The 12,753-nt window shown below is 67.0% G+C and carries 9 protein-coding genes and 1 pseudogene; 1 reads left to right on the top strand and 9 read right to left on the bottom strand.

Features of this window, described 5'->3' with window-relative positions; all coding sequences use genetic code 11:
• Positions 1–2 precede the first annotated feature (2 nt).
• The 6 genes and pseudogenes from ACZK45_RS02855 to ACZK45_RS02830 all read right to left on the bottom strand — a co-directional run bounded on the left by ACZK45_RS02855 (position 3) and on the right by ACZK45_RS02830 (position 8,690).
• Positions 3–2,204 carry a hypothetical protein gene (locus tag ACZK45_RS02855; protein ID WP_478445429.1) on the bottom strand — a complete coding sequence of 734 codons (2,202 nt, stop codon included), beginning with the start codon at positions 2,202–2,204 and terminating at the stop codon, positions 3–5.
• A pseudogene (wecB, locus tag ACZK45_RS02850) lies at positions 2,201–3,385 on the bottom strand (non-hydrolyzing UDP-N-acetylglucosamine 2-epimerase). The gene ACZK45_RS02855 and the pseudogene wecB overlap by 4 nt, the downstream one beginning before the upstream one ends.
• 266 nt (positions 3,386–3,651) lie before the next feature.
• On the bottom strand, positions 3,652–4,689 hold the full coding sequence (locus ACZK45_RS02845) for a fimbrial protein (protein WP_478445428.1): 1,038 nt from the start codon (positions 4,687–4,689) through the stop codon (positions 3,652–3,654).
• Positions 4,680–7,244, bottom strand: coding sequence for a fimbria/pilus outer membrane usher protein (locus tag ACZK45_RS02840; RefSeq protein ID WP_478445865.1), 2,565 nt, complete (start codon positions 7,242–7,244; stop codon positions 4,680–4,682). Before ACZK45_RS02840 ends, ACZK45_RS02845 begins: the two co-directional genes overlap by 10 nt.
• Before the next feature lie 92 nt (positions 7,245–7,336).
• The gene (locus tag ACZK45_RS02835; protein WP_032128056.1) at positions 7,337–8,065 is read right to left on the bottom strand and encodes a fimbrial biogenesis chaperone; all 729 of its coding nucleotides are present in this window, start codon (positions 8,063–8,065) and stop codon (positions 7,337–7,339) included.
• Between the two features lie 85 nt (positions 8,066–8,150).
• On the bottom strand, positions 8,151–8,690 hold the full coding sequence (locus ACZK45_RS02830; RefSeq protein ID WP_032128057.1) for a fimbrial protein: 540 nt from the start codon (positions 8,688–8,690) through the stop codon (positions 8,151–8,153).
• 459 nt (positions 8,691–9,149) lie between these two features.
• Between ACZK45_RS02830 and ACZK45_RS02825 the strand changes: the two genes are divergently transcribed.
• Entirely contained in the window at positions 9,150–9,515 is a 366-nt protein-coding gene (locus ACZK45_RS02825; RefSeq protein ID WP_014645902.1) for a hypothetical protein, read from the top strand.
• A gap of 10 nt (positions 9,516–9,525) precedes the next feature.
• On the opposite strand, the gene pncB is transcribed toward ACZK45_RS02825, so the two are convergent.
• The 3 genes from pncB to ACZK45_RS02810 all read right to left on the bottom strand — a co-directional run bounded on the left by pncB (position 9,526) and on the right by ACZK45_RS02810 (position 12,503).
• Complete coding sequence (pncB, locus tag ACZK45_RS02820) at positions 9,526–10,704, bottom strand: nicotinate phosphoribosyltransferase (protein WP_125894930.1); 1,179 nt, start codon at positions 10,702–10,704, stop codon at positions 9,526–9,528.
• A gap of 108 nt (positions 10,705–10,812) precedes the next feature.
• Complete coding sequence (locus ACZK45_RS02815; protein WP_478445427.1) at positions 10,813–11,652, bottom strand: glycosyltransferase family 2 protein; 840 nt, start codon at positions 11,650–11,652, stop codon at positions 10,813–10,815.
• Positions 11,649–12,503 (bottom strand): glycosyltransferase family 2 protein, encoded by an 855-nt coding sequence (locus tag ACZK45_RS02810; protein WP_032128059.1) that lies wholly within the window; start codon positions 12,501–12,503, stop codon positions 11,649–11,651. The genes ACZK45_RS02815 and ACZK45_RS02810 overlap by 4 nt, the downstream gene beginning before the upstream one ends.
• Positions 12,504–12,753: the final 250 nt, after the last annotated feature.

Raw genomic sequence — 12,753 nt, 5'->3', positions numbered from 1 at the left:
GATCAGTGCCCTGTGTTGGCGGACTTGCGGCGGCGCACCTGGGTAACGCGGGCGGCCAGCAGCGCGAACACGATCACGCCGACCAGCAGCAGCAACCAGACCATGTGCCGTTCCCACTTCGATTGCGGATTGCCGTCCTGCGCGATACGCGTGCCATAGGGATCCTGGCGGTCGAATTCGCGCACGGCCTCACTGCCGTCGAGCACGGCGAGATCACCGCGCAGCAGCCGGAACGGTGCGCCGAACGGCGGTGCCTGTGCGCCCAGGTCGCTGTACAGCACGCCGAGCTGTCCGCCGGCGGTGCCGACCTGCACCACCGCGGCACGATCCAACCCGCTGACATCCAGCAGCGGCTGCGGCTCCCCGCCGAGCAGCAGATGACCGTCCTTCAGGCCGGCCACATCGACACCCGATGGCGCCACACCGAACGCCAGCCACGGCGCACCCGGGCTGACCGCCGCACCGGCATCGACCACCTTCAGTTCCGACGCCTCCGGCGAGGCACCCACTGCACTGGCCACCGCAATCACCTTGCGCAGCGATGCCGGTGCATCCTGCAGCCACGTGGCCGGCACGAACACCTGGTTGCCGCGCGACAGCTGACTGCTGGCGCCGACGAAATCACTGCCCAGCGACCGCTTGGCCAGGGTCAGGTGGCTGCTGGGCAGGATCGAGACCGGATAGGCGGTGGCCGGATCGTGGCAATAAGGTCGTGCCGGCTGGCGCAGGAAGCTGACGCGGATCTCGTTGCGCGCCGACAGCGCGTAGGCCGGCACCTTGGCCACCAGCCGTTGCGGCTGGCCATTGGCCGACAGCACCTTACCGCCCAGCAGGTAATCGTTGAAATGGATCGTGGCCACCGCGCCCTGCCCGGCGGCGTTGGGCGCCGCCGAGACATCGATCACCACTTCCTCGGGCAGGCGCCCATCGGCCGACAGCGTGCCGAGGTCGAAGGTGGCACTGCGGTCCGCGCGGGTTACCACATCCATCGTACCGGCGATGTTGCCGAGCCGGCTCAGCAGCACCTGGTCTCCGTCCAGCTTCGGTGTTCCCGCCGCGCTGACCTGCAGGCTGCGGCCCAGCGCATAGCTGCGCCACTGTTCGGCGAACAACCCGGCGACCTTGCCCGCCGCCGCCGGGTCGACCACCAGCGTCGGACGGCCAGCAACGGCGACCACGCTGACCGATGCGTTGGCCGTGGGCTTTTCCAGGCCGCCCATATCGGTACCGCGCCACGCGGCGAAGGCAGCGCCCGCATCGGCACCCGTAGCCGCAACCTGTACGGCCAGCGCGTCCAGTGCCGCGCGTACGCCGGCCCGCAGCGCATCGCTGCCGATCATCACGTCAGCGGCCAAGGGTCCGCTGTCACGCAGCGACAGCAGCGCCCCCACTTCGGCCAGGTCCTTGATCGCATGCGTGCGCTCGCCCGCAGCCAGCGCGGCATAGGCTGGCACGCCCTGCAGGCTGGCCGGGATGCTGATGCCGGCCAGGTCGACACTGTCACCGACCTTGGGCAGCGCCACCACCTGCACCTGCTTGCCACCGCCCTGCAACGCGGTACCGATGCGCCAGGCGGCGTCGTAGGCGGGCGCCTGCAGCGCCTTGCCGTCCACCAGCAGGCGCACCTGCGGTGGCAGCGCGCCCCAGGCCTTGGCCACGGTGTCCACGGCGCGGCCGTCGAAGCGGTAGCTGAAACGCGAGTCCGGCGACAGCCGCAAAACGTTGGCCGGCGCGCTCTGGTCGGCACATTGGTAGTCGGAGACGATCGACCACCAGCCGACGCCGACCCGCACGAAGCCGTTCTGGCGAGGTTCGCCATCAATGGCCAGCAGCTGGCTGGCGTCGCCCTGCGCATCGGTGATCGAGCGCGCGGCGATCGGATCGCCATCGACCGACCACAGGCCGGAAGTGCGCCCGGCGTGGCCGCGCACATAGCGCCCGTCCAGCTGCAGCTGCGCATCGCGGGTGGCGACGCCGGCCGGCACCGGCAGGTAGACCTCGCGCTGGCTCTCCTGCCCGCTCAGCACCAGCGGTTGGCGGAAACCGAGTTCACGCAGGGTCATCTGCCGGCTGACCGTGCTGTCGCCGCTCCATTCGGCGAATTGGCCGGCGACGCTGTCGGCGGCATGGGCACTGGCAACCACGCCCGACAGGACGAACGCGGCGGCGGATGCAAACAGGGGAGAGCGGCCGGTCTGGGTCATGGCGTCACTTCGCGTGGATGGGGGTGGGCGGCACCGCTGTTGCGGAGGCCGGGCGAGAATTCGGGAAGGGGCGTGCCACGCAGGGCGGCGACGATGCGCGCGCTGGCACGGCCATCGCCGTAGGGGCTGGCGTCGGGATCGAAGCGGGTCGGATTCGGTGGTTGGGCCAGTGCTGCGTTGACCGCCTCGACAATGCGCGAGGGCGTGGTGCCGACCAGCGTCACCACACCGGCCTCGACCGCCTCCGGGCGTTCGGTGACGTCGCGCATGACCAGCACGGGCTTGGCCAGCGCAGGCGCTTCTTCCTGCACGCCACCGGAGTCGGTGAGGATGACGTCGGCGCGCTGCATCAGGCGCACGAAGCGCAGGTAGTCCTGCGGCGGCACCAGGTGCACGTTGTCGAGATGGCCGAGGTGGGCGTTGACCGGGCCCTACACGTTCGGGTTGAGATGCACCGGGTACAGCACCTGCAGGTCCGGCCGCCGCGCCAGTTCGGCCAGTGCACGGCAGATGTCCTCGAAGCCCTGCCCGAAGCTCTCACGGCGGTGGCCGGTGACCAGCAGCAGGCGACGATCGGGGTCAAGCATGTGGAAGGGTTCGTCAGCCCGCGCACGCAGCGCCGGGTCGGCATCCAGCCGCTCTACGGTCTGCTGCAGGGCATCGATGACGGTATTGCCGGTGACCAGGATCTGCCCGCCCAGGTGTTCACCGGCCAGGTTGGCGCGCGAGCTGGGCGTGGGCGCGTACAGCTGGTGGCCGACCACATCGATCACCCGCCGGTTCATTTCCTCCGGCCACGGCCGGTTGATGTCGCCGGTGCGCAGGCCGGCCTCGACGTGACCGATCGGAATGCGGTGGTGGAACGCGGCCAGTGCGGCGGTCATCGCCGTGGTGGTATCGCCGTGCACCAGTACCCGGTCCGGACGAACCTGCGTGTAGAGCGCGTCAAGCCGTTCGAACAGCTTGGAACACAGGCCATTGAGGGTCTGGTTGGGCACCATGACATCGAGGTCATGGTCGGCGGTGATCGCGAACAGCGACATCACCTGGTCCAGCATCGCCCGGTGCTGGCCGGTGATACAGACCACCGATTCGATGTCCGCAGCCTCCGCCAAGGCCCTTACCAGCGGCCCCATCTTGATCGCTTCCGGTCGCGTGCCGAACACCGACAGGACCTTCATCGCAGCGCTCCGAAAGGCCGGCGCGAGGGAATGCCAGGAGCTGTAGCCACGTCTGGATCCTTTCGGCGTTCCCGTCCAACACCCGCAGGCAGGAGACGGTCACCTCATGAGGAAACTCCAAAATCGCGACGTACATCACATTCGAATGATGGTACGTGCGTCGTGGCATTGATCTTCATCGTTGGAAGATCAAGACGCAGTCAACGCCGCCCGTGGAACGGGCGACGTTGCGGTGGAACGCAGCAGTGGCGCGGCCTGCGGCCGCCTTACTCGTACTGGATGGTGAAGGTGGCCTGGCCGTTTGCGACACCTGCACCCACCGTGCCGGCCTGGGTCTGCACATAGCGGGCACGCAGCGGCAGCGCCATGACACTGGTACCCGGCACGGTGGTGCCGACGTTGACGGTCTGGCCGAAACGCACTTCGCGCTCGGTGCTGCCATCGCGCTGGACCATCTGGATGCCGATACGGGTGGCGCTGTTGGTGGCCGCACTCAGCTTCAGCACGCCGGGCATGTTCGAGCTGTCCTGGTCGGCGTCGAGGCGGATGCCGATCTTGCTCTGGTAGGCAGCAACGTTGCTGCCCTGGCAGTTCAGGCGGATCTCGAAATCGCGATCGACAGCCTTGGAACCGACACCGGAGAAGGTGGTGTTGGGCACGCTGCCGAAATCGACAGCAATGTTGCGGCTGCCGGCCTGCACTTCACAGGTCGGGCTGACCACGGTGGTGCCCGAGCCCCTGAAGGTGGAGGTCAGCACCGGGCGGCTGGGGCCATCACCATCGAAGTAGTAGGTGGTGAAGCGACCGTTCGGTGCGATCACGCCCGAACCGGTCTGCGCGGCGGTCTTGATCAGCTGGATGCGGAACTGGCCACCGATCAGCGAGATCGTGGAGTTGGCCGCGAAATTGATGGTATGTGGGTAATAGGCCTGGATCGCGCCGGAGTCGCGGAACAGGCGGATGCCCACACCGGCCACGCCGGTCTCATAGACGTTGGCAAAGCCGGCCACCGGTCGCTTCTGCGGCGCGTTGACGTACTCGCCTGTCGAGTAGCCGCTATACCAGTAGTCACAGCGGGCAACGCTGTTCTGCTGGTTGATCGGCACGCTGATTTCCTTGATCACGCCACCCACCGGTGTACTGGGCAGGATCACGATCTGACCCATGTCCATCTGCACGTCCTGTGCAACGAAGCCGTTGATCTGGATGCGGCAGGCCGCACTGGCCTGCTGCGCCAGCAGCACACCACCCAGCAGGGCCAACGCGGCCAATGCCTTGCGGCCACGGGAAGAAATCATCGGCATGCTGCCTCCAGCGGGATGAAGCCGGTCTTGGACGCGTCGGCGCCCGCCGGTACCTGGTAATCAATGGTGCAGCGCTGATCGGCACCTGCGCCCCACTCGACCTGCAACTGGCCCTGGTTCTTCTCGCTGCGCACGTACAGGCGGCCGCCCTGGCTGACCATGCCCACCGGCTGGCCCTGCTCGTCCTTGACCTGCGCACCGAACGGCATGGTGCGGCCATCGGGGTTGCGCACCTGGATCAGCAGCGCGTTGCCCTTGCGGGTATCGAAGCGCAGGTAGCTGATGGCTCCGGCGAACGGCGCGATCGACTGGCTGGTGCTTTCCAGCTCGACGTCGTGGGCCATGCCCTGCGGGTCGAGGGTGACGGTATTGAGGCGGTACGGCGACACGTACGGGACCACCGCGTAGCCGCGGCCGTCGACGCGCAGGCCCGGGGCGTTGCTGACAATCGCATCGCGTGCGCCCGGCGCTTCCACCAGCACCATGGTGTCGCCACGCTGCGGGGTGAAGGTGAAGCCGCCCGGATGCACGACCACGCTGCCGTTGGCACCGACCGACGCCTGGCGGAAATCGCGCGAGTGGCTGTAGGTCGCGTTCAACGCGCTGTAGCGGCTGCGGTATTCCGCACTGCCCACCGCGGTGGTGCCACCTTCGCGGGAGTCGGACAGCGCCACACCGTAGCTGAAGTTGTTGTCGATGCCGGTCGAACCGGTGATGCCAACGCGGCTGTTGTCGTAGCCACCGCGCTCGCGCACGCCGAGGTCGGCGCTGAACGACACCGGGTGCGAACCCCGGCCCAGCGGCACGCTCATCGACAGCAGGTACTGGGTATCGGAACGGCCGAGCACGCCCTCTTCGGTGCGCAGCGCCGAGAAGCCGTAGTTCACCGAACGCCAGGCGTTGTTGTAGCCCACCTGATACTGCTTGGAGGTGCCGGGGCGGTCGTAGAAGTCACGCACCGAGCCGGTCACGTACAGCGCGCCGCCGCGACGGCCCAGCGGCTGGTTCAGCGTTACCTGGAACTGGCTGCGCTGACGGCCACGGGTGGTCGGATCGATGCCGCGCTTGTCCGAATCACGGCCATACAGCGCGTCCTGCAGGCTGTAGAAGCCTTCGGTCGAATAGCGGTAGGCGGCCAGGGTCAGGTTGGTCCCGGTCTCGCCGATCATGTTGCTGTAGCTCAAGCGCACGCTGGCACCGGTGTGGTTGCCGTAGTGGTCGAACGTCGTACGTGCGTGGGTGACGTCGGCGGCGAACGCGCCAACCGGCGTGGACAGGCCGACGCCGTACAGCAGCGACAGGTAGCCGTCGCTCAGTGCACTGCCGCCGTACAGCGTCAGCTGGTTGCCGATACCGCGCTGGTAGGTGCCCTGCACCAGCCACGGCTCATCGGCCAGCAGCTTGTTGCGCACCTGGCCGGCGGTCAACGAGTAACGCGACACGCCTTCGCGCAGCATCTGCGGCACCGAACCGAACGGCACCTTGAATTCGCGGCGGCGGCCATCGGCCTCGATCACGCTCACTTCCAGGTCGCCGCCGTAGCCGGTCGGGTACAGGTCGTCGATGACGAAGCTGCCCGGCGACACGGTGGAGGAGTAGATCAGCTGCTCGTTCTGGCGCACTTCGATGCGTGCGTTGGTCTCGGCGATGCCGCGCACGACCGGCGCGTAACCGCGCAGCGAATCGGGCAGCATGCGGTCGTCGCTGGCCAGGCTGGCACCGCGGTAACCGATCGAGTCGAACAGTTCACCTGTGGTGTAGGCCTCACCGATGGTGAGCATGCCGCGCACCTGCGGGATGCCGCGCTGTGCATAGGTGGCGATGCTCTGCCAATGGCGGCCATCGCCCTCGGACCAGGTCAGGTTCGAATCGTGGCGGAACTGCCAGCCACCCAGGTTCAGGCCGGCGTTGAGGCCGAGGTAGGCACTGCGGTTGCGCTGGCCACCTTCGACACGGCTGTCGCTGTCGATGGCATTGAAGCTGTAGCCGACGAAGCCGGCATTGATGCCGCGGTCCCACAGCGCCGGGTTGACGTAGCCGCGTGCCTCACGGCGCAGGAACACCTGCGGGATGCTCAGGTCGTAGCGCAGGTTGCCGCTGTCATAGACGCCATAGGCATTGGCCATGCGCTGCTGGACCGGCACGCAGCTGGTCTTGTCGGTCGGCACGGACGGATCCTGCTGCAGCAGCACGGCTTCGCTGTCCACGCCCATTTCTTCCAGCATCGGCAGCGGCAGGCAGGCGTCGACACGGCCCTGCGCATCGGCCTTGAACTGCAGATCGCGACGGCCCTGCCAGGCACCGTTGACGTAGACGTCGACACGGTAGTTGCCGGCCACCATCGGGTTGCCGTTGCTGAAGGCCGCCAGATCGACCTGCTTGGCCTGGCCAGACAGGAAGCTGGAGTTGAACTGGGCCGATTCCGGTGCACGCGCATTGGCCGCACCACTCTGCGCCATCAGCGCCTGTTCGCCGAGATTGGCCGGGGCAGCCAGCGCCCATCCTGGGCAGGCCACGCCAGCAACCAACAGGCAAAGCGCCTGATGGATCGACAATGTCAATCTGTTTCCGATCACACTGACATTCCTTCAATTCGCCGCACAGCGGCGGTGGCGGGATGCGCAGGCCCAAGGCCGGCGCGGCGCGTTCAGCCCCCGGTGCTGCCGAGGCGGATGGTGTGTTCCACCCGGCCGCCGTAGTCGTTGATGGTGATGAAGCGGACCTGGTCGGTGCCCGCCGGTGCGGCGAACTCCAGGCTCTGCTTCGGCGCGACCATCGCGCCCTTGTCCTCGACGGCCTTTTCACTGCTGCCGGTCACGGCATGTACTTCGGCCAGAGTGACGTGGAAGGGGCTCGGGTTTTCCACCCGCAGACGGTCGCCCGTGCGGGTCCAGCGCAGCGCTGCCGGCGCGTCGTTGGCGACGCCCTTCAGGCCCTGCGGCCGGTAGAAAAGCTTCAGGCGCGAACGGAACGCGACCTGCAGGTAATTCTGTTCGCCGCTGTCGGCGTTGTCCGGGGACGGCGGAACATCCAGCACGTTGAGCCAGAACACCGACTCGCGGTCGGTCGGCAGCTGCGCGCCGGAGAAGATCAGTCGCAGCGCCTGGCTGCGGCCCGGCTCGACGCGCGCGATCGGCGGCGTCAGCACGAACGGGGCATCGCTGGTATCGGCGGTCTGGTTGGCGTCGCCGCTGTCGATCCAGGCCTGCACCAGCGCCGGCGAATCGCCCACGTTGTCGACCTGCACGGTGACTTCGCGCGCCTGCGCCGGATAGATCACTCGCGTGCCATTGACCACCACGCCGGCCAGAGCGTTCTGGCAGAAGGGCAGCGTGAACGCTGCCAGCAGCAGCGCCCGGGGAAAGAATGCTTTCATCGGAAGTACTACGCTCGAGGTATGTGGCCAGGGGCCGCGAGGCACTGGCCGGCGCGTACGCCGGCCAGTGCGGGTACGACTACGATCAGTTGTAGATGATCGTGTACTTGACGCTGCTGGTGACGTCGCCCGGGGTGGCGGCGGCAGTGGCGTAGTACTCAGCGTAGTAGTTCAGATCGGCCGAGCCGTCGGTGCCGACGGTGACCCACTGCGAGTTGGTCTGGGCCTGGCCAGCGCCTGCAGCCTTGATCGGCAGGACCTGGTTGTTCGAACCCAGCAGCTGCAGCTGCACGTTGGTGGCAGCGTTGGCCGAAGCCTGGTTCAGCAGGCGGCCGGTGTTGAAGTCAACGGTCGAACCCGGCTCGAAGTAGGTCGCGACGTTGCCGGCGCTGCACTTGGTCAGGTTGATGGCGAACGGGGTGCGACCGGCAACGTTACCGGCGGCGGCCAGGGTGTTCTTGGACACGGTCGGCAGGTTGACGGAGAAGTCCTTGCCGCCCGGGGTCGAGATGGTGCAGGTCTTGTCGGTCACCTTGCCGTTGAAGGTGATGGTGCCGTCGGCGGCGTTGGCGGCCAGCGGAGCGGCGGCCAGCATCAGAGCGGCGATGATATTGATCTTGTGCATTCGCTTTTACCTAACCCTACTGAAGAGATGAGAAGTAGAGGAGGAAGCAAGGAGCACTGCCGGGCTATCAAGACCCATCCTTGCGTCTCACCTGTGGCCGGACTCGGACATACCTTCCCCTGAATCCGTGACGCAAGTATAGGCACAACTGTGATGAAAGTCTCATTATTTTTCTGAACGCCAATTCATTGACGCCTCAAATGTGACGTGGTAGGCGAAATGAGAGCCCGGCGGGCGTGGGGGATTTGACGGCAAGGCGATCAGGTCACAAACGACCCTGCATGACGCTTCCCGTGGCGCGTTCGGCATGCGCGAAAACAGGCTTTTTTCAGGTGGAAATCGCCTTATTTGATGCGCATCACTCTTTCTTGGTGATGGCCCTAGCAGATTCGGATTTGTCCTATTAAAGACGGATCGAACCTGTCGCTAACTAGGACACACCGAACCAGAGAACGTGTCATGAGGAACTCCATTCTGCTGTGTGTGGCCCTGATGTCCGTCAGTGCGCTGGCCCAGGCCAGCAGCGGCAGCATCCGTTTCAGCGGCCGTATCGCCGAGCCGGGCTGCACGACGAACCTGTCCCAGGGTGAGCTGAGCCTGGCCGCCTGCCCGCCCTCGGCCAAGGGCTCGACGGTGGCCGTGACGGCGCTGGCCGATGGTCAGGCCGCGACGCTGCGCGACGGCAAGCGCCAGGGCCAGAAGCTGTCGGTGTCGGCCAGCGCGATGCGCGCCGGCGATATCGCCTTCTCCGAGCGTTACAGCGTGCAGGCTTCGAAGCAGCAGCCGCTGCAGGGCGCCTACCTGGTGGTGGTCGACTACCTGTAAGCCGACGTGTTTACGCCGGCGGCAGCTCGAACACCTGGCGCAGATAGGCCAGGTAGCCCGGGTCGTCGCACATGCTCTTGCCCGGCGAATCGCTGAGCTTGGCCACCGGCTGGCCGTTGCAGCGGACCATCTTGATGACGATGTTGAGCGGCGTTGGCCCCAGATCATTGGTCAGGTGGGTGCCGACGCCGAAGGCGACCTGGCAGCGACCACGGAAGTAGTCGTACAGGCGCATCACCTTGGCGATGTCGAGCCCATCGCTGAACACCAGCACCTTGCTGCGTGCATCCACCCGGCGCTGCTGGAAGTGCGCCAGCATGCGGTCGCCCCAGTCGAACGGATCGCCGGAGTCATGGCGGACGCCGTCGAACAGCTTGCAGAAGTACATGTCGAAGTCGCGCAGGAACGCATCCAGGCCGACCACGTCGGACAGCGCGATGCCGAGGTCGCCGCGATACTCGCGTGCCCACGACTCCAGTGCCGCCACCTGCGAATCGCGCAGGCGCGGGCCCAGCGCCTGGAACGCCTGCAGGTACTCATGGGCCATGGTGCCGTGCGGGGTCATGCCGTACAGGCGGGCGAAGTGCACGTTGCTGGTGCCGACCAGCTGCGGGCCGAGCGCATCGCGCAGCAGCGGCAGCAGACGGGCATGCCAGTCACGCGAGTAGCGGCGGCGGCTGCCGTAGTCGGCGATGCGGCACTGCTCGAACCCCGGGGTATCACGCAGCAGCGCGGCCTTGGCCTGCAGGCGGCGCTCGCCCTCGGCGAAGTCGGCGGTGGTGGTGTTGCGGAACCAGACTTCGTTGATGATCGCCAGCAGCGGCACTTCGAACAGGATGGTGTGCAGCCAGGGGCCGGTGATGTCCAGTTCGATCTCGCCGGGCACGGTCTCCGACGCGCGCAGCTGGATGTACTTGCGGTCGAGGTGGAACAGGCCGAGGAAATCGGCGAAGTCCGGCTTCACGAAGCGCAGGCCACGCATGTAGTCCAGCTCCGCGTCGCTGAAACGCAGGCTGCACAGGTGGTCGATCTCTTCGTCGATCTGGTCGATGTAATGGGCCAGGTCGATGCCGGGCGTGCGGCACTTGAACCGGTACTGCACCTGGGCGCCGGGGTGCTGGTGGAGCACCGCCTGCATCATGGTGAACTTGTACAGGTCGGTGTCGAGCAGGGACTGGATGATAGGCATGGGGCGGATTATGCGCCCGGCAGGGTGAACCGGGGTGCCTGCGGCCACACTCAGCTCACGGGAAACAACATTGGTAGATCCACGCCATGCGTGGATGCTCTTGCGGCGCTACAGCGCCCTGCGCAGCAGCTTCGGCACCAGCATCAGCGCGTGCGCCCAGATCGCGCCCCACACCGCTACCCGCACCGGCAGCGAACGCTGCCTGGCCTCGAACTTCTGGAAATAGCGCCACAGGCCCTTGTGCTTGTGCCATTCAACGAAGAACGGCCGCGAGCGGCTGGAGACGCCACGAACGTGGGTGACCTGCAGGTCATTGGCGATCGCCACCACTGCTCCGGCTTCGCGTGCACGCCGGCACAGGTCCAGGTCTTCGGCATGCAGGCGATAGTCGGCGTCCCAACCTCCGATGCAGTCGAACAATGCACGCGGCATCATCAGCAGCGCACCGGACAGCGCCGGCACCCGCTGCAGCGCCTGCTGCGGGTCACGCGGCACCGCCAGCTTCGAGCCCTTGCCCGGCGAGCGCAGCATCATCAGGAAATCCGGGTCGCGGCGGCGCACGGCTTCGTCGGCATGGCCCTGCTCGTCCACCTGCTCGACACCGAGCAGGCAGTCGCCCAGTCCTTCCGCGCGGCTGCGCAGTGCGGCCAACGTCTCCGGTTCGACCATCAGGTCCGGGTTGATGAAGGCCAGCCATGGGCTGTGCGAATCGGCCACGCCCTGGTTGTTGGCGGCGGCAAAGCCGGGATTGTCCGGATTGCCGACGAAACGCACGCGCGGGTCGTGGCTGGCATGGCGCTGCACGATATCCAGCGTGCCATCCATCGAGCCATTGTCGATCACCCGGATCTCGGCCACGTCCTGCGCCTGGCGCAGACGCGAGAGGCAGGCGTCGATGGTGCTGCCGCTCTGGTAGGTGACGACGATGGCGGCAATGGCAACATTCAAGCAGGAGGCTCCGGCGCGGAAGACGAGACGAACAGGTCACCCTGTTCCTTCGGCATTATCGCCTGCCGCATGCGCTGCTGCAGATCGGCACGCAGGCCATGCAACGGATCGTGCATGAGGAAGTCAGCCAACCGTGGCACCCACCCCGGCCAGCGCGCGGCCAGGGCCTCGAGATCGCCATCACGGCTGACCGCCTCCCCTGCCCGGCTGACGAAGGCGGTCTCGCACAGCACGTTGCGCCATCCCAGGCCAGCCATGCGCAGGCTCAGGTCCACCAGTGCCGCGTTCCAGCCGGCGTAGCTGTCCACGTCCAGGCCGCCGGCGCGGCGACGCGCGTTGCCGCGCACCAGTACCGCGTGGGTGACCGCCGAGGGCAGCTCCGGATGCAGCACCGGCAGCGTGGCACAGGTGTGTGCCAGCAGCGCCGGGTCCTCCGGTTCGGGATTGATTTCGCCCAGCCGCGGCCATGCAGCGGTTTCGCCGGCATTGCACCACGGGGTTGCGGTGGCGATGGCGGCGTCGCGGGCGAAGGCATCCTGCAGCTGCTGCAGCCAGCCCGGCGCGGGCACGCTGTCCGGCGCCAGCACCGCCACGTCCATGCCCTCGCAGGCGCGCAGCATCTCATCCAGATGGGCGACCTCGCCCAACGGCCGCGCGCGGCGGGTGTATTCGGCCTGCAATGGCGTATGCGCCAACCAATGCTCCACCACCGCCTGCGCACGCGGGCCGGTCTGCGCGTCATCGGCCAGCCAGACCGCGGTTCCCGGCGCAGTGCCGGCATCCAGCGCGGCCAGGCAGCGGTCGAGTGCGGCATCGTCCACGCACAGCGGCAACAACACGATCGCCCCCATCCCGCCTCCGTGGTTGTCGGTAGCCACAGCCTAGCACTGGAGGGTATCGGCCGGGTTGCACCCGGCACCTGCAGAGGCCAGAGCCAGAGCCGAAGCAACAGCCGGAGCAAAAGCTGGGTTCCTGGGGGATGGCGGGGTGGGTCCGGTTGCGGGGGACGCTGCAAGTACGTCCATGTAAGCTCGGTCGCCGCATCCATGCGGCTCACGCCCCCACAACCGGACCCACCCCGCCTTCGACAGATCTCTGCGA

It is taken from the genome of Stenotrophomonas sp. 63632_Sma (genome assembly GCF_056482875.1).
Note: the sequence above shows the minus strand (reverse complement) of the source record. Positions and strands in the feature narration are given on the sequence as shown.